Genomic DNA, 17,767 nt, shown 5'->3' on the forward strand with positions numbered 1-17,767 from the left:
TCATAGATTGATTAAAAATTTTACTTTTGTTAATAATGGAAGATATTATCATTAAATCGTCAGATTTTACACCCGAAGACTCAAATCTTCAACAATTGCTTTTAGAAGTTGATGAAACTGGCTATAAATATGCTATTGTACAAAACCAATCGGTTAAACTTATAGGCCACCATTCATCTGCTAAGTTTTCTGATGATCATGATTTGTTTAAGACAAATTTTGCTCAACTAAAGGTTTCTCTAACAACAAAATCTTTCACTTTTTTACCAGAGATTTATTTTAATCAAGCTTTAGCTCATAAATTAAAAGCTTTCATAAATTTTGACGAACAACATGAAAGTATATTCGAGTGTCTTATTAATAAAATTGACATTCGCTCTGTTTACACATTTAAAAACACGCAGTTAAAAGCTGTAAATGCTTCTTTCGAAAATCCTGTATACTTCCCACAATTCTTACCTATTTATGTAGGAGCAACACAAATAGCTGCAAAAACTTTACATCCAGAAATGTTCTTAAACTTCAAAAAAGAACATTTAGAAATACTAATTTTAAAAAATGGTGAATTGTTTTTTTACAACATCTTCGAAATCAAAAACAAAGAAGAGTTAAAGTATTTTATTATGCTTGTTTTGCAAGAAAAAGAAATAAATGCTAAAGAAACAAGTATTAGGCTAAGTGGAAATATACAAACAGAAAGTACTTATTTTAAAGAGATAGACCAATTGTTTACAGATTGCGCTCTTGTTGATACTTTACCTTTTATAGATGCTGATGAAAACTTTACAGAAAAACCAATGCATCAATTTTTTTCTCTTTTAAGTCTTTCTTTATGCGAATAATTGGGGGTACACTAAAAGGAATAAGATTAAATCCGCCGAAAAAGCTTCCTGTTAGACCAACTACAGACATAGCGAAAGAAGCTTTATTTAATATTTTAGAGAATCAGCTAGAAATTAGCGATTTAAAAATTTTAGACTTATTTAGTGGTACTGGTAATATCTCCTTAGAATTTGCCTCTAGAGGTGCTCAAGAAATTATTTCTGTTGATAGAGATTTTGGTTGCTACGGCTATTTAAAAGCTACTAGTAAAGAGTTAAACCTCCATCAAATTAAAGCTTTTAAAAGCGATGTTTTTAAATTTCTAAATACAGAAACTCAACAATTTGATTTAATTTTCGCAGACCCTCCGTATGATTTAACCAACATACCAGAAATAGCGAAAATTGTATTTGATAAGAAACTTTTAAAACCTGGTGGAGTTTTAATTATAGAACATCAAAGCATGCACAACTTATCAAATCATCCTAATTTTACAGATAAAAGAAAATACGGTTACTCTGCTTTTAGCTTTTTCACAAACTAATATCCAAAACCATGAAAATTGCCCTATTCCCAGGTTCATTTGACCCCATCACAAAAGCACATGTAGATATTTTAAAAAGATCTATATCTCTTTTTGATAAAGTATATGTAGGTATAGGCTTAAACAGCAATAAGAAACCTTTAATGGAAGCTGATAAAAGATTAGAGATGTTAAAAGCGGTTTTTAAATCGGAACCTAAAATTGAAGTTATTTCTTACGAAGGCTTAACAGTCAATTTTTGTCAAAAAATTGGAGCTTCTTACATGATTAGAGGCATCAGAACAGTTTCTGATTTTGAATATGAAAAAGCCATAGCTCAAATGAACCATGCCTTAATACCCAATATAGAATCTATATTTATTTTAAGTAAACCTGGCTATTCTTCTATTAGTTCTACCATAGTAAGAGATATTCTAAGATATGGTGGCGATGTAAGCCAATTTGTACCAGCAGAAGCTCTTCAATTTCTCCCTGCCTTAAGCAATGGCTAAAACATCTAAAATAGAGGGATAAGTATTTGCTTTAACAAGATTCCAATCTTTTTTAGCAATCCATTTTACATCTGTAATGCCCTCTTCTATTTGTGGTATAAGTTTCTGGTTAGATTTACTACTCATATCATACCAATGAGAAATCTTTAATACAGGTTTACCTTTTATTTCGTAAACGTGATAAGTTTTAGTTAGTTTTTTACCTATCTTCTTTACAACAATACCACACTCCTCCTCAACCTCTCTTACAGCTGCATCTCTTTTACGCTCACCTTCCTCTAACTTACCTTTTGGTAAATCCCATCGCCCATTTCTTTTGATAAAAAGATATTTATGCTCATTACTTTTCACTAAACCGCCAGCAGCCTCAATAATACGTAATGAGTTTTTTACCGTTTTAAAAACAGCTTTAGGTTCATTAGTAACTAGATAAAATATTGCTTGCGGATTTTTTGATAAAGACTTATAAAATTTTTCAAATTCAAAGCCTTGAACATCAAGTATTTGACAATCAAAACCATCATTAGGCCTGATGGAAGTTATAATTAGCGCCTTTTGGTTTATATAAATATTGTATTTTTGAGCCATGTACAACAAAAGTGAAATCGAACAGAAAATTGCTGAATTTTTGTTGCAAATTAAAGCAATTAAATTACAACCTACTAATCCTTTTACTTGGGCCTCAGGTTGGAAATCACCAATATACTGTGATAACAGGGTAACACTATCTTATCCAGCAATTAGAACTTATATCAGACAAAAACTTTCTGAGCTTATTCAAGAAGAATTTGGTTCAGTAGGTGCTATTGCCGGTGTTGCTACAGCTGGCATACCACAAGGTGCATTAGTTGCGCAAGAATTAGGCTTACCGTTTATTTATGTACGTTCTAAAGCAAAAGAACACGGTAGGCAAAGCTTAATTGAAGGAGAAATTAATGAAGGGCAAAGAGTAGTAGTAATTGAAGATTTAATTTCAACTGGAAAAAGCAGCTTACAAGCCATTCAAGCTTTAAGAGATGCAGGATATGATGTTGCAGGCTTAGTTGCCATCTTCACTTATGGTTTAGATACGGCTACAGAAAATTTCCAGCAAGCTAAATGCCGGTTCGCTACCCTTTCTAACTATACAGCTTTATTAAAATATGCTTCAGAACATAATTTATTCCCTACTTCGGATGTTGATTTATTAGAAGAATGGAGAAAAAATCCAGCAGCTTGGGGTAAACAATTAACCAATACAGCAGATGACAATATTTGAAAATAAAACACTAATAAACAAAAGTGTTTCAGAAGTATATCAATTTCTTGAAGATTTAAATAATCATCAGGTATTGATGCCAGAAAATATTTATAATTGGTCTTCTAGTAAAGATGAGGCTCGTTTCACCATCCAAAATATGGCAAAACTTGTATTAAAAGTAGAAAGTAGAGTTCTTAACCAAAAAATTACTATTGTACCTGCAGAAGAAGCTCCAATAGCTCTAAATCTTGAATGGTCATTTGTAGAGGTTAACCAACAAACGCAAGCAATATTAACCATATCTGCGGAATTAAATATGATGATGAAAATGCTTGCAAGCGGCCCTCTTCAAAAACTTACAGATTTCCAAATAGAAGCATTAAAAAATAAATTAGGATGAATAATCATCTAATTTAGAGAAATTAAAAGCGCCTAATCAGCGCTTTTTTAATTTAAATCCTGCTATAATTACATCTTCCTCTCTCAAAATCAGCCATATTGTCCCTTTAAAAAATTATAAAAGACATTTTTTCATGATTTAATCCTCAATCTTACTCTGGATATCTTTTTGATATATAACTTCCGGAGGGAATTAATCATGAATTTCAATAATTATACAATAAAAGCTCAAGAAGCCATACAAAAAGCTTCTGAAATCACTCAAGGTTTTCAACAACAAGCTATAGAAAGCGCTCACATTTTAAAAGGCTTACTATCAGTTGATGAAAATGTAGTAGGCTTTCTACTCAAAAAACTTAATGTTAATATTAACAGATTAAATGAGTCTTTAGATGAGCAAATCCAAAGCTTCCCTAAAGTAAGTGGCTCAAATATTTATCTTTCATCTGGTACAAATAGTGCCTTACAAAAAGCTCAATCTTATTTAAAAGAATTTAAAGATGAATTTGTTTCTGTAGAGCATATTCTACTAGGTTTATTAGCTATAGGAGATAAAACAGCTTCATTTTTAAAAGATCAAGGAGTTAACGAGAAAGATTTAAAAAAAGCTATTAAAGATTTAAGAGGTGATGCTAAAGTAACAGACCAAAATGCCGAAGCTACTTATAACGCTTTAAACAAATATGCCCGTAACCTAAATGATTATGCAGAATCTGGCAAATTAGACCCTGTAATTGGCAGAGATGAAGAAATTAGAAGAGTTATTCAAATCTTATCTAGAAGAACTAAGAATAATCCTATCTTAATTGGAGAACCCGGTGTTGGTAAAACTGCTATTGCAGAAGGAATTGCATTTAGAATTATTAAAGGCGACGTTCCAGAGAATCTTAAATCTAAAACTGTATTTTCATTAGATATGGGAGCATTAGTGGCTGGTGCTAAATACAAAGGGGAGTTTGAGGAGCGCTTAAAAGCCGTGGTAAAAGAGGTTACAGATAGCGATGGAGAGATTATTCTCTTTATTGATGAGATTCATACACTTGTTGGAGCCGGAGGAGGTGAAGGTGCTATGGACGCTGCAAATATCCTTAAACCTGCTTTAGCTAGAGGTGAGCTAAGAGCAATAGGAGCAACTACTCTAAACGAGTATCAAAAATATCTTGAAAGAGATAAAGCTTTAGAACGTAGATTTCAAAAAGTGATGGTAGATGAACCAGATACTCAAGATGCTATTTCTATTCTTAGAGGATTAAAAGAACGTTATGAAACTCACCATAAAGTCAGAATTAAAGATGAAGCTATTATTGCAGCAGTAGAGCTTTCTCAGCGATATATTTCAGATCGCTTCTTACCAGATAAAGCTATTGATTTAATGGATGAAGCAGCTTCTAAACTACGTTTAGAGATGGATTCTGTTCCAGAAGCTGTAGACGAGTTAGACCGTAAAATCATGCAGCTAGAAATAGAGAGAGAAGCCATAAAAAGAGAAAATGACGATGCTAAAGTTAAAGACCTAACTCAGGAAATAAGTAACTTAAGTGCAGAAAGAGACGAACTTAAAGCTAAATGGCAAGGTGAAAAAGATTTAGTAGATGCTATAAATAATAATCTACAAAATATCGAAAACTTTAAACTTGAAGCAGAACAAGCAGAAAGAGCTGGAGATTATGGTAAAGTTGCAGAAATAAGATATGGAAGAATTAAAGAAGCTCAAGATAAAGTTGAAAAACTAAAAGACGAACTGAGCAGTAAAACTGCTGATAGTAGAATGCTAAAAGAAGAAGTAACAGCAGACGATGTTGCTGGTGTTGTAGCTCGTTGGACAGGTATACCCGTTACTAAGCTTGTATCCAGCGAAAGAGAAAAACTTTTGCACTTAGAAGAAGAGCTACATAAACGTGTAGCAGGTCAGCAAGAAGCTATTGAAGCTATTTCTGATGCAATCAGGAGATCTAGAGCTGGTTTAAGTGATCAGAAAAAACCAATTGGTTCCTTTATTTTCCTAGGTACCACTGGTGTTGGTAAAACAGAGTTAGCCAAAGCTTTAGCTGAGTTTCTATTTAATGATGACCAAGCTATGGTAAGGATTGATATGAGTGAGTACCAAGAAAGACATGCTGTATCCAGATTAATTGGTGCTCCTCCAGGATATGTTGGTTATGATGAAGGTGGCCAGTTAACAGAAGCTGTAAGAAGAAAACCCTATTCAGTTATATTATTAGATGAAATTGAAAAAGCACATCCTGATGTTTTCAATATACTACTTCAAGTTCTTGATGATGGAAGATTAACAGATAATAAAGGCCGTATCGTAAACTTTAAGAATACCATTATCATTATGACTTCTAATATAGGGTCACATCATATTCAAGAGAACTTCGAACTACTTAATGAAGTTAACAGAGATGAAATCATAGCCAAAACAAAAAATGAAGTATTTGATATCTTAAAAAAAACTATTAGGCCAGAGTTTTTAAATAGAATTGATGAAGTAATCATGTTTACACCTTTAAACAGAGATGAAATTAAAGATATTGTAAAGCTACAATTTACCGGACTTCAGAAAATGCTAATTGAAATGGGAATTCAAATTACAGCAACAGAAGAAGCATTAGATTGGTTATCTCAACTAGGTTACGATCCACAATTCGGAGCTAGACCTTTAAAGAGAGTTATTCAAAAGAAGATTCTTAATGAGTTATCAAAACAAATACTTTCAGGTACAGTGAATAAAGAAAGTGAAATTAAACTAGATGTACTTGATAAGCAATTTGTCTTTATTAATACCAATAAATAAGAATATTAAAATTTAAATACCTATAGGCTGCCTCAAAATAAACTGGGGCAGCTTTTTTATATCTACTGAATTAATTACCTTTCAATAAAGTGCTACTTAAGTATGATAAAGAATATTCCAAAGCTATAATATTATTTTATTACTAAATAACGTGAGTTCGGTTTAAGCAGCTAAAAGGAGTTGTTTATCGTGATCTTCAAAAATAATATTAAGAGAAGGTTTTTTAGGGAAGAAATGATAAGCACAAAGCACCCCCATAGTATTCATCAAGTGGAGATTCCGATGAAGTTGACCACCCTATTCCGATTTAACTTGACCAGTCATTCCGTTAGAAACTGACCAGTGTATTCCGCTGGAAACTGACCAGGTAAGGACGTTGAAAGATGCTGTAAGATCAAGCCTATTTTTGGGGGATTAACATCTCAGAAATGGCAAATACGACAATCAGCATGAATAAGATAAGACAAATCCTCAGGATGTCCCATCAGGGGCGCAGCATCATGTCCATTACGGTACAGAGCGGTTGTTCCCGTAATACGGTAAGGAAATACATTTCTGCCTTCAATCAGGGAGGCTTTAACTTTGATGAGGTAAACGCCCTTAATGACAAGGAACTGGAAGACCTTTTTGGAAAAAGCAGGGAGCAGCCCCCTAGTTCTCGTATGCAAGCCCTTCAACGATGTTTCCCTGCTATGGACAAAGAACTCAAGCGTACAGGGGTAAACCGACAAATGTTATGGGAGGCTTACCTGAAAGAATTCCCCCAAGGCTACCGTTACAGCCAGTTCTGTCTCTATTATAAGCAATGGAAGTCTCGTGTGAACCCGGTAATGCATATGGACCATAAGGCAGGCGATATGCTGTATGTTGATTTTGCCGGCCAGAAGCTGAGTTATGTAAATGAGGAAACCGGCGAAGTGATCCTAGTAGAGGTATTCGTCGCTATCCTTGGCGCCAGCCAGCTCACTTATGTAGAGGCGGTAGCAACCCAGCAGAAAGAGGACTTCATCATGGCCTGTGACCATGCCTTCCATTATATCGGAGGGGTGCCGGGAGCTATTGTGCCGGACAACCTGAAAGCGGCAGTGACCAAGAGCAGCCGTTATGAACCTCTGCTGAACGAGGCCTTTTCAGATTTTGCCGACCATTATGGCACCACAATATTGCCTGCCAGGGCCTATAAACCCCGCGATAAGGCTTTGGTAGAAGGAGCCGTCAAGATCATCTATTCCCGTGTCTATGCTCCTTTGAGGAAGATGGTTTTCCACTCCATCGAATCCTTGAATGCCGCAATAAAGATAAGCCTGGAAGAACATAACAACCAATTATTGAAAGGTCGTAACTACAGCCGGCGCCTACAGTTTGAAGAGATAGAACGGGGAGCCCTTTCTACCCTCCCTCTGATTCCCTACGAACTCAAAAAACAATGTTACGCTACGGTAATGAAGAACGGCCACGTCTGCCTAGGCATAGACAAACATTATTATAGTGTGCCATACCGCTTTATCGGGAAGAAGATAAAGCTGTTATATTCCAGATCCACAGTAGAGGCTTTCTTCCATTACGAGCGTATAGCGATACATAAACGTATCAAAAGCCCGTACAATTATAGCACCGACAAGGACCACATGGCCACCTCGCACAGGTTTGTGGCAGAATGGACACCGGAGAAGTTTCTGGGCTGGGCCTCCTCCATCCATGAGGATGTAAGGCTATATATCCTAAAAATACTGGAACGTAAACAACATCCCGAACAAGCTTATAAATCCTGTGTAGGAATACTCAGCTTTTCCAGAAAAGTAGGGAACGAGCGGCTTCAGATGGCCTGCAGAAGGGCGTTGGGCTATGGAATATACAACTATAAGACCATACAATCTATACTGGAAAACAAGATGGACAGTTACCAGGATAATCTTTTTGCGGATGAACTGCCCATGCCCAGCCATGAAAATATTAGGGGAGAAGATTATTATCAATAAACAAATAATATATGAACACCAACACTTTAGAAAAAATGAGGTCGATGAAATTCTTCGGCATGTTCCACGCTTTCAAAAGCAGCCTGGAGAGCGGGCAGACTGATGGTTATACTGGCGATGAGTTATTGGCCCACCTATTGGAAGCCGAATGGGATTACCGGCAGAACAGACGTATAGAACGACAGTTATTGTATGCCCGCTTCCGCTATAAAGCAACCATAGAGGAGATAAAGCACTATATAGAGCGAAATATCGACAGGAACCAGCTGATGCGCCTTGCCGAATGTAGCTTTATCGACCGCAATGAAAACCTGCTGATTACCGGAAGCACCGGTATCGGAAAGAGCTATGTGGCCTCAGCCATTGGACACCAGGCCTGCTTTTCAGGCTATAGAGTACTTTATGCAAGCACTCCTAAATTATTCGCTAAATTGAAGATGGCCAAGGCTGATGGATCCTATAGTAAGGAAATCCTTAAAATAGAAAGGCAACAGTTACTGATACTCGATGACTTTGGTATCCAGCCCTTTGATGCCCAAAACCGGGCAGCACTGATGGAAATCATTGAGGACAGGCATGGGAAATCCTCTATGATCATCACTTCCCAGCTTCCTGTCGGCAAATGGCATGAACTTATCGGTGAGAAAACCATTGCCGATGCAATCCTGGATCGTATCGTACATGATGCGCATAGAATGGAGCTACAGGGGGAATCGATGAGAAAAAAAAGAAATCAGGAACCACTAAAAAATCACTCATAAATCTTTAAAATAATTATTACTTTTATCGAAGATCATAAGGCATCTTTCAACCCTCTTCGCCAGCTTAATCACTGGTCAGTTTGCCACGGAATTACATGGTCATTTTCATCGGAATATACACTCAAGAAGTTATTGATAGAACGATGACGAGTATGCTGGAGCTTGCAGATATTTTCAAATCTTAAAAAATCCTCAATAAAAGCAAAAAGCTCTTGACATTTCTATCAAGAGCTTTTTAGTTTATTGATTAATAAAAGTCGGCATCGACCTACTCTCCCACATTTTACTGCAGTACCATTGGCTCTGATGGGCTTAACTTCTCTGTTCGGAATGGGAAGAGGTGGACACCATCGATATAGACACCTGAATATCTTTATGTTGATTCGTTTCTCAGTTAATAGTTGCTAGTTATCAGTTTATCAACTTTTAACCTATTACTTATAACTCAAAACATACAACAATGACATATTATTGAAAGAAGATATTGTTCGAGAAAACAACAGTTTGATTTTTATCTATCTGTTTCTGGAAAGTATCGGATAATTAGTACTACTCGACTTTGATGTTACCACCTTTACATCTATAGCCTATCAACGTGGTCATCTTCCACGATCCTCAATGGAAATCTCATCTTGTGGCTAGTTTCGCACTTAGATGCTTTCAGCGCTTATCTATTCCCGACGTAGCTACTCTGCAATGCCCCTGGCGGAACAACAGATTCACTAGAGGTCAGTCCAACCCGGTCCTCTCGTACTAAGGTCAGCCCCACTCAAATTTCCAACGCCCACAACAGATAGGGACCGAACTGTCTCGCGACGTTCTGAACCCAGCTCGCGTGCCACTTTAATCGGCGAACAGCCGAACCCTTGGGACCTTCTCCAGCCCCAGGATGTGACGAGCCGACATCGAGGTGCCAAACCTCCCCGTCGATATGAGCTCTTGGGGGAGATCAGCCTGTTATCCCCAGAGTACCTTTTATCCTTTGAGCGATGGCCCTTCCATGCAGAACCACCGGATCACTATATCCGTCTTTCGACCCTGATCGGCTTGTTGGCCTCACAGTCAAGCATGCTTTTGCTATTGCACTCCACGTACGGTTACCAAGCGTACTGAGCATACCTTTGAAAGCCTCCGTTACCCTTTTGGAGGCGACCACCCCAGTCAAACTACCCATCAAACAATGTCTCCGACTCAGTCGGATTAGACACCGAATACAGAAAGGGTGGTATTTCAACGTTGGCTAACTGAATCCTAGCGAACCCAGATCACAGCCTCCCACCTATCCTACACATCCTGTACCCAATGTCAATGTTAAATTGTAGTGAAGGTTCATGGGGTCTTTCCGTCCCGTTGCGGGTACCCGGCGTCTTCACCGGGACCACAATTTCACCGAGCTCATGGCTGAGACAGCGCCCAGATCGTTACACCATTCGTGCAGGTCGGAACTTACCCGACAAGGAATTTCGCTACCTTAGGACCGTTATAGTTACGGCCGCCGTTTACTGGGGCTTCGATTCAATGCTTCTCCATTGCTGAATGACATCCCCTCTTAACCTTCCAGCACCGGGCAGGTGTCAGGCCTTATACCTCATCTTTCGATTTTGCAAAGCCATGTGTTTTTGTTAAACAGTCGCCTGGGCCTTTTCACTGCGGCCTCTATTGCTAGAGGCGCCCCTTCTCCCGAAGTTACAGGGCCATTTTGCCGAGTTCCTTAGCCATGATTCACTCGAGCACCTTAGAATTCTCTTCTCGACTACCTGTGTCGGTTTACGGTACGGGTTTTTATAACCTGATGCTTAGAGGGTTTTCTTGGAAGTCTGATTACCTGCTCTATCTAATTGCCCGAAGGCTCTCAGTACTATTGGGGTTCAGCAAGACCGGCGGATTTGCCTACCAGTCCTATACCTACGCCTTTCAACGAACTATTCCGTCAGTTCGCGGCAGTGTCACTACTCCGTCACCTCATCGCAGTTATAAAAAGTATGGGATTATTAACCCATTGTCCATCGGCTTTCTCCCTTCGGATGCGCCTTAGGTCCCGACTAACCCTGATCCGATTAGCGTTGATCAGGAAACCTTAGTCTTTCGGTGGGCGGGTTTCTCTCCCGCCTTATCGTTACTTATGCCTACATTTGCTTTTCTATACGCTCCAACACCCATTACCAGATATCTTCGCTGCATATAGAATGCTCCCCTACCGATATATTTCAATCCCATAGCTTCGGTGATATACTTAATGCCCGTTTATTATCCATGCCCGATCGCTCGACTAGTGAGCTGTTACGCACTCTTTAAATGAATGGCTGCTTCCAAGCCAACATCCTAGCTGTCTATGCAATCGGACCTCGTTAGTTCAACTTAGTATATACTTGGGGACCTTAGCTGATGGTCTGGGTTCTTTCCCTCTCGGCGCGTGACCTTAGCACCCCGCGCCTCACTGCAGTGTATATTTAATCAGCATTCGGAGTTTGTCTGGATTTGGTAGGATTTGACTCCCCCGCACCCAATCAGTAGCTCTACCTCTGTTAAACTTTACCACCACGCTGTTCCTAAAAACATTTCGGGGAGTACGAGCTATTTCCCAGTTTGATTAGCCTTTCACCCCTACCCACAGATCATCCGGAAACTTTTCAACGTTTATCGGTTCGGTCCTCCAGTACCTGTTACGGCACCTTCAACCTGTCCATGGGTAGATCACAAGGTTTCGCGTCTACCCCCTCTGACTGTACGCCCTATTCAGACTCGCTTTCGCTTCGGCTCCGTGGCTTAACCACTTAACCTTGCCAGAGAGGAGTAACTCGTAGGCTCATTATGCAAAAGGCACGCCGTCACAGAACTTGTCTGCTCCGACCGCTTGTAAGCACACGGTTTCAGGTTCTATTTCACTCCGCTATTCGCGGTTCTTTTCACCTTTCCCTCACGGTACTAGTTCACTATCGGTCTCTCAGGAGTATTTAGCCTTACCAGATGGTGCTGGCAGTTTCCCACAAGGCGTCTCCGACCTCGCGGTACTCAGGATTCCACTATCTAATTATTACTTACGTCTACGCAGCTATCATGCGCTATGGCCAGGCTTCCCATCCTGTTCGACTTCATGCTAATCTTCATGTTGTGGTCCTACAACCCCAGTTATGCCGTAACATAACTGGTTTGGGCTCTTTCCCTTTCGCTCGCCACTACTCAGGAAATCATTATTATTTTCTCTTCCTCTGCTTACTTAGATGTTTCAGTTCGGCAGGTTTGCGCTATTGCAACTAGTCTTCAACTAGTTAGGTTGCCCCATTCGGAAATCTTCGGATTAATTCGTATGTGCCAATACCCGAAGCTTATCGCAGCTTATCACGTCCTTCATCGCCTCTGAGAGCCTAGGCATCCCCGTGTGCTCTTATTTACTTTCTTTTTCTTGTATGATTACATACAAGCGTAGATGTCTCTACCTGTTGTCTTCTCTTTCAATAACTTCTTCCAATATGTCAAAGAACTTTTTTAAGCTGTAGTTTACATTGCGTATGCTACTTTTACTTAAACGTGGAGAATAACGGATTCGAACCGTTGACCCCCTGCGTGCAAGGCAGGTGCTCTAGCCAGCTGAGCTAATCCCCCTTTAAAGATGTTTTTTGAGTTATCGTCTTTACAGTTATTTAAAGTCTATTACATAGACTCTTATCTTAACTCTTTAACTTCTCTCTTGTAGTCTCGAGCAGATTTGAACTGCTGACCCCTACATTATCAGTGTAGTGCTCTAACCAACTGAGCTACGAGACTTTCTATCCCCTTACCTCATCGGTAGAACCACCGATTCTCATCTCTTCAGGTTCATTTCCTTTTATAAAAAAATATACATATAACGTAACAACTTAAAAACCTTTCGACTTCTCTAGAAAGGAGGTATTCCAGCCGCACCTTCCGGTACGGCTACCTTGTTACGACTTAGCCCCAGTTATCGGTTTTACCCTAGGCCGCTCCTTACGGTTACGGACTTTAGGCACCCCCAACTTCCATGGCTTGACGGGCGGTGTGTACAAGGCCCGGGAACGTATTCACCGCGTCATTGCTGATACGCGATTACTAGCGAATCCAACTTCACGGGGTCGAGTTGCAGACCCCGATCCGAACTGTGAATGGCTTTTTGAGATTGGCATCTTATCGCTAAGTAGCTGCCCTCTGTACCATCCATTGTAGCACGTGTGTAGCCCCGGACGTAAGGGCCATGATGACTTGACGTCGTCCCATCCTTCCTCTCTGTTTGCACAGGCAGTCTGTTTAGAGTCCCCACCATTATGTGCTGGCAACTAAACATAGGGGTTGCGCTCGTTGCGGGACTTAACCCAACACCTCACGGCACGAGCTGACGACAGCCATGCAGCACCTAGTTTCGTGTGGTAAACCACTGAATCATCTCTGATTCATTCACTAACTTTCAAGCCCGGGTAAGGTTCCTCGCGTATCATCGAATTAAACCACATGCTCCTCCGCTTGTGCGGGCCCCCGTCAATTCCTTTGAGTTTCACCCTTGCGGGCGTACTCCCCAGGTGGATAACTTAACGCTTTCGCTTGGACGCTGACTGTATATCGCCAACATCGAGTTATCATCGTTTAGGGCGTGGACTACCAGGGTATCTAATCCTGTTTGATCCCCACGCTTTCGAGCCTCAGCGTCAATTAAACCTTAGTAAGCTGCCTTCGCAATTGGTGTTCTGTGACATATCTATGCATTTCACCGCTACTTGTCACATTCCGCCTACCTCAAGTTTATTCAAGCCACTCAGTATCAAAGGCAAGCTTACAGTTGAGCTGCAAGTTTTCACCTCTGACTTAAATGGCCGCCTACGCTCCCTTTAAACCCAATAAATCCGGATAACGCTTGGATCCTCCGTATTACCGCGGCTGCTGGCACGGAGTTAGCCGATCCTTATTCTTACGGTACATTCAGCTCGATTCACGAATCAAGGTTTATTCCCGTATAAAAGCAGTTTACAACCCATAGGGCCGTCTTCCTGCACGCGGCATGGCTGGTTCAGAGTTGCCTCCATTGACCAATATTCCTTACTGCTGCCTCCCGTAGGAGTCTGGTCCGTGTCTCAGTACCAGTGTGGGGGGTCATCCTCTCAGATCCCCTAGTCATCGTCGCCTTGGTAAGCCGTTACCTTACCAACTAGCTAATGACACGCATGCCCATCCTCATCCTATGAATATTTGAACATTGTACGATGCCGTACTATGTTTTTATGCGGTGTTAATCCGAATTTCTCCGGGCTATCCCCCTGATGAAGGTAGGTTGCATACGCGTTACGCACCCGTTCGCCACTCTCATGAAAAGCAAGCTCCTCAATCCCGTTCGACTTGCATGTATTAGGCCTGCCGCTAGCGTTCATCCTGAGCCAGGATCAAACTCTCCATTGTATAATGTAGTTTGATACTAACTTTCGTTAATATTTGTTTTCTTCCGTCTCTAGGTTACTGATCTCTCAGTGTCGCTACGTTATATGATATCTTTTTAAAGAACTTTTGCGCCTCACCATCTCGGATCAGCTTTTATTCCTATTTCGATAATTACTTATCTACTTAGTATTTCTATTTTGTCTTGCCTTAAAATTACAATCGCTGTAACTCTTTCCCCCTTTCGGGGCTGCAAAGGTAATCATCCAACTCCTAATATCCAAATGTTTTTGAAAATAATTTTTGGAGGTTTAAACTTTCCTAAATTTTGCTTTTCAATATTCCTAAACACTATTTGTTTGGGATTGCAAAGGTGAAAATATTTTTTCAATCTGCAAATTAATTTAATAAAAACTTATCAACATTTATTTTTAACATTTAACTCGGAAAAATCGGTTTAAACTATAAATAAGCTAGTTTTCAAAGCATCACTTCCATCGCGAAAGCGGATGCAAAGGTGTGATATTTTATTGGTGTATGCAAATAAAAAAGTAAAAAAATCAGGAGTTTTTTAGAACACGCTGAATTTCATCAAGTTTCATTAAAGCTTCTACTGGAGTAAGGGTATTTACGTCTAGATTATTGAGCACATCTCTTATCTTAATAAGCACAGGATCTTCTAAAGCGAACATTTGTAATTGTACTGCTTGTTTCTGCATTTTCATGATACTAGCTTTTACATGCTCGCCTCCAGTACGTTCGTTTTCTAATCTTTTTAAGATTTCATTAGCCCTGTTTAGAACTTTTGGAGGCATACCTGCCATTTTAGCCACATGAATCCCAAAACTATGTTCACTTCCGCCTGGAACTAGCTTTCTTAAAAAGATGACTTTATTACCAACTTCTTTGACGGTTACGTTATAATTTTTTACTCGATTAAAGGAATTGGTTAGCTCATTTAACTCGTGATAATGCGTAGCAAATAGTGTTTTTGCTTTATAAGAAGGATGATTATGTAGATATTCTGCTATTGCCCAAGCAATAGAAATACCATCATAAGTAGATGTACCTCGCCCTATTTCATCTAGAAGAATGAGACTTCTATCAGATAAATTATTGAGAATACTGGCTGTTTCATTCATTTCTACCATAAAAGTAGACTCGCCGGAAGATAGATTATCTGAAGCGCCAACTCTAGTGAATATTTTATCTACTATACCAATGGAAGCTTCTTTAGCAGGGACAAAGCACCCCATTTGTGCCATAAGGACAATAATACCTGTTTGTCTTAATAGAGCCGACTTACCGGACATGTTAGGCCCGGTTATGATGATGATTTGCTGAGTTTCATCATCTAAATAAACGTTATTGGTAATATACTCTTCTCCTAAAGGCAGCTTATTTTCTATTACAGGATGCCTACCTCCTTTAATATCTAAGATTTTAGAATCATCAATTACAGGACGATTGTAGTAGTATTTCTGAGAAATTGTTGCAAAACAAAGCAACACATCTAATTGAGCAATTAAATGCGCATTTAACTGTATGGGTTTTATATATTCTGTAACTGTTACAAGGAGTTCATTAAAAAGTTGAGTTTCTAGAATATGTATTTTCTCTTCTGCACCAAGAATTTGATCTTCGTATTCTTTTAGCTCGGGCGTGATATACCTTTCTGCATTTACCAAAGTTTGTTTTCTTATCCACTCTTGAGGAACTTTATCTTTATGTGTATTGCTTACTTCGAGGTAATAACCAAAAACATTATTAAAAGCTATTTTAAGAGAAGATATACCTGTTATTTCTGCCTCTTTCTTTTGTAATTGAAGTAGATAGTCTTTTCCTCCATAGGATATTTTACGTAGTTTATCTAGCTCTTCATTTAAGCCATCGGCCATGACTTTACCTTTAGAAATTAGAACAGGAGGATCTTCTTGAAGCTCTCGTTCTATTTTTTCTTTGATTGAGGAACAAGTATTTATTTGCTCGGCTATTCTTTTAACAGACTCTTGAGGTGTTTGCTCACAAATATTTTTTACTTCTTGAATTGCTGTTAAAGCTCTTTTAAGTTGAACAATTTCTCGTGGATTGGCTTTCTGCAAACCTATTTTAGAAATTAGTCTTTCTAAATCGCCAATTTGGCGAATATAAGTTTGTAATTTTTCTCTAAGCTCTGGATTATCAAAAAAATATTGAACCACATTGAGTCTTTCCTCAATAGGCTTTTTATTTTTAAGTGGCATAACTACCCAATTTTTTAGCATGCGGGCCCCCATAGCGCAGGATGTTTGATCTAGAACATCAATTAAAGTTTGTGCATTATCATTAGATGAGCCAATGAGTTCAAGGTTTCTGACTGTAAACCTATCTAACCACATATACCTATCTTCCTCTATTCTGGAAATATTGGTGATATGTTGAAGCTGTCTATGCTCTGTCTCATTTAAATAATGTAAACAAACACCTGCTGCAATAATACCCAGATTGAGTTTTTCTATACCAAAACCTTTTAGCGATTTAACTTCAAAATGTTTTAAAAGGGTTTCTTGAGCATAATCTATGGTAAAAGCCCATTCATCTAGTGCATAAGTATAATACCTATCGCCAAAAAGCTCTTTAAAATCTTGCTGTTTACTTTTAGCGAATATAATTTCATTGGGTTTATATCCTTGTAAAAGCTTATCTATATATTCTGCATTACCTTGTGCAGTTAAAAACTCGCCAGTAGAAATATCTAAAAATGCAACGCCAAGCGTTTGTTTATCAAAATGAAGCGTTGCTAGAAAATTATTAGATTTTTGTTGAACGATATTATCACTGTAAGCTACGCCTGGGGTGATAAGCTCGGTTACACCTCTTTTAACAATTCCTTTTACCGATTTAGGATCTTCCAACTGATCGCAAATAGCAACACGCTGGCCTGCTCTTACCAATTTAGGTAAATAAGTTTCTATGGAGTGATGTGGAAAACCAGCTAATTCTATATGTGAAGCAGAGCCATTTGCTCTTTTTGTGAGCACAATACCAAGGATTTGAGATGCTTTTACTGCATCTTCTCCGAAGGTTTCATAAAAATCTCCTACTCTAAAAAGTAATAATGCACCCGGATATTTAGCCTTTATCTGGTTGTATTGGGTCATTAAAGGAGTTTCTTTTATACTTTTTGTTGCCAATTTGCTCGCTTTTATCAATTTGCTAAGTTATAAAAGTATGTTGTGCCTTTAATATATGTTGAAAATTTATAAAAAAGTGGAAAGCACATATAGTCATATTTATATAGCAAGTAGATATGTTTAAAACTTAAAAATGTTTATTGATTGATATTTAGTTGTAAAATGATTTATTTTCGTAAAAA

10 protein-coding genes, 2 tRNA genes, 3 rRNA genes and 1 pseudogene are annotated in these 17,767 nt (G+C 38.8%); 8 read left to right on the top strand and 8 right to left on the bottom strand.

What is annotated here, in order from left to right:
* Positions 1 to 35 precede the first annotated feature (35 nt).
* From FYC62_RS07125 to coaD, 3 genes are read left to right on the top strand one after another with little or no spacing between them, the layout of a single operon-like run.
* On the top strand, positions 36 to 842 hold the full coding sequence (locus FYC62_RS07125; protein ID WP_149074460.1) for a DUF3822 family protein: 807 nt from the start codon (positions 36 to 38) through the stop codon (positions 840 to 842).
* Positions 833 to 1,366, top strand: a complete 534-nt coding sequence (gene rsmD, locus FYC62_RS07130) for a 16S rRNA (guanine(966)-N(2))-methyltransferase RsmD (protein ID WP_149074461.1) — start codon at positions 833 to 835, stop codon at positions 1,364 to 1,366. Before FYC62_RS07125 ends, rsmD begins: the two co-directional genes overlap by 10 nt.
* Positions 1,367 to 1,377: 11 nt before the next feature.
* The gene (coaD, locus tag FYC62_RS07135) at positions 1,378 to 1,857 is read left to right on the top strand and encodes a pantetheine-phosphate adenylyltransferase (RefSeq protein ID WP_149074462.1); all 480 of its coding nucleotides are present in this window, start codon (positions 1,378 to 1,380) and stop codon (positions 1,855 to 1,857) included.
* Here coaD and FYC62_RS07140 read toward each other — a convergent pair.
* Positions 1,843 to 2,445 (bottom strand): NUDIX hydrolase, encoded by a 603-nt coding sequence (locus tag FYC62_RS07140; protein WP_149074463.1) that lies wholly within the window; start codon positions 2,443 to 2,445, stop codon positions 1,843 to 1,845. The genes coaD and FYC62_RS07140 overlap by 15 nt on opposite strands.
* Between FYC62_RS07140 and pyrE the strand changes: the two genes are divergently transcribed.
* The 3 genes from pyrE to clpB all read left to right on the top strand — a co-directional run bounded on the left by pyrE (position 2,444) and on the right by clpB (position 6,293).
* A complete protein-coding gene (pyrE, locus tag FYC62_RS07145) occupies positions 2,444 to 3,115 on the top strand; it encodes an orotate phosphoribosyltransferase (RefSeq protein ID WP_149074464.1) in 672 nt (223 codons plus the stop codon). The two genes, FYC62_RS07140 and pyrE, sit on opposite strands and share 2 nt — an antisense overlap.
* A complete protein-coding gene (locus tag FYC62_RS07150; RefSeq protein ID WP_039448446.1) occupies positions 3,102 to 3,497 on the top strand; it encodes a hypothetical protein in 396 nt (131 codons plus the stop codon). The genes pyrE and FYC62_RS07150 overlap by 14 nt, the downstream gene beginning before the upstream one ends.
* A gap of 198 nt (positions 3,498 to 3,695) precedes the next feature.
* On the top strand, positions 3,696 to 6,293 hold the full coding sequence (clpB, locus tag FYC62_RS07155; RefSeq protein ID WP_149074465.1) for an ATP-dependent chaperone ClpB: 2,598 nt from the start codon (positions 3,696 to 3,698) through the stop codon (positions 6,291 to 6,293).
* 162 nt (positions 6,294 to 6,455) lie between these two features.
* On the opposite strand, the pseudogene FYC62_RS18245 reads toward clpB, so the two are convergent.
* Positions 6,456 to 6,563 (bottom strand): annotated as a pseudogene (locus FYC62_RS18245) (IS982 family transposase); the annotation flags it as partial.
* A 158-nt stretch (positions 6,564 to 6,721) separates the two neighbouring features.
* On the opposite strand from FYC62_RS18245, the gene istA reads away from it, so the two are divergent.
* Positions 6,722 to 8,272 (top strand): IS21 family transposase, encoded by a 1,551-nt coding sequence (gene istA, locus FYC62_RS07160; protein WP_149074466.1) that lies wholly within the window; start codon positions 6,722 to 6,724, stop codon positions 8,270 to 8,272.
* Between the two features lie 11 nt (positions 8,273 to 8,283).
* Positions 8,284 to 9,033, top strand: coding sequence for an IS21-like element helper ATPase IstB (gene istB / locus FYC62_RS07165; RefSeq protein WP_039454396.1), 750 nt, complete (start codon positions 8,284 to 8,286; stop codon positions 9,031 to 9,033).
* Positions 9,034 to 9,288: 255 nt separating this feature from the next.
* Here the strand turns inward: istB and rrf are convergent.
* The 6 genes from rrf to mutS all read right to left on the bottom strand — a co-directional run bounded on the left by rrf (position 9,289) and on the right by mutS (position 17,552).
* A 5S ribosomal RNA gene (rrf, locus tag FYC62_RS07170) occupies positions 9,289 to 9,400 on the bottom strand.
* 157 nt (positions 9,401 to 9,557) lie between these two features.
* A 23S ribosomal RNA gene (locus tag FYC62_RS07175) occupies positions 9,558 to 12,432 on the bottom strand.
* A 130-nt stretch (positions 12,433 to 12,562) separates the two neighbouring features.
* Positions 12,563 to 12,636 (bottom strand) — tRNA-Ala (locus FYC62_RS07180).
* A gap of 88 nt (positions 12,637 to 12,724) precedes the next feature.
* Positions 12,725 to 12,798: transfer RNA gene (locus FYC62_RS07185), tRNA-Ile, on the bottom strand.
* A 116-nt stretch (positions 12,799 to 12,914) separates the two neighbouring features.
* Positions 12,915 to 14,436, bottom strand: a 16S ribosomal RNA gene (locus FYC62_RS07190).
* Together the 16S, 23S and 5S rRNA genes with 2 tRNA genes alongside form the textbook arrangement of a ribosomal RNA operon.
* A 536-nt stretch (positions 14,437 to 14,972) precedes the next feature.
* The gene (gene mutS / locus FYC62_RS07195; protein WP_394348903.1) at positions 14,973 to 17,552 is read right to left on the bottom strand and encodes a DNA mismatch repair protein MutS; all 2,580 of its coding nucleotides are present in this window, start codon (positions 17,550 to 17,552) and stop codon (positions 14,973 to 14,975) included.
* Between the last annotated feature and the right edge of the window lie 215 nt (positions 17,553 to 17,767).

The sequence above is a fragment of the Pedobacter aquae genome (assembly GCF_008195825.1).
GTDB classification, from domain to species: domain Bacteria; phylum Bacteroidota; class Bacteroidia; order Sphingobacteriales; family Sphingobacteriaceae; genus Pseudopedobacter; species Pseudopedobacter aquae.

Excerpts from the sequence above, each read along its gene's own strand:
- FYC62_RS07125 (WP_149074460.1), top strand. The coding sequence starts at position 36 with ATGGAAGATATTATCATTAAATCGTCAGATTTTACACCCGAAGACTCA.
- rsmD (WP_149074461.1), top strand. The coding sequence starts at position 833 with ATGCGAATAATTGGGGGTACACTAAAAGGAATAAGATTAAATCCGCCG.
- coaD (WP_149074462.1), top strand. The coding sequence starts at position 1,378 with ATGAAAATTGCCCTATTCCCAGGTTCATTTGACCCCATCACAAAAGCA.
- pyrE (WP_149074464.1), top strand. The coding sequence starts at position 2,444 with ATGTACAACAAAAGTGAAATCGAACAGAAAATTGCTGAATTTTTGTTG.
- FYC62_RS07140 (WP_149074463.1), bottom strand. The coding sequence starts at position 2,445 with ATGGCTCAAAAATACAATATTTATATAAACCAAAAGGCGCTAATTATA.
- FYC62_RS07150 (WP_039448446.1), top strand. The coding sequence starts at position 3,102 with ATGACAATATTTGAAAATAAAACACTAATAAACAAAAGTGTTTCAGAA.
- clpB (WP_149074465.1), top strand. The coding sequence starts at position 3,696 with ATGAATTTCAATAATTATACAATAAAAGCTCAAGAAGCCATACAAAAA.
- istA (WP_149074466.1), top strand. The coding sequence starts at position 6,722 with ATGGCAAATACGACAATCAGCATGAATAAGATAAGACAAATCCTCAGG.
- istB (WP_039454396.1), top strand. The coding sequence starts at position 8,284 with ATGAACACCAACACTTTAGAAAAAATGAGGTCGATGAAATTCTTCGGC.
- mutS (WP_394348903.1), bottom strand. The coding sequence starts at position 17,552 with ATGACCCAATACAACCAGATAAAGGCTAAATATCCGGGTGCATTATTA.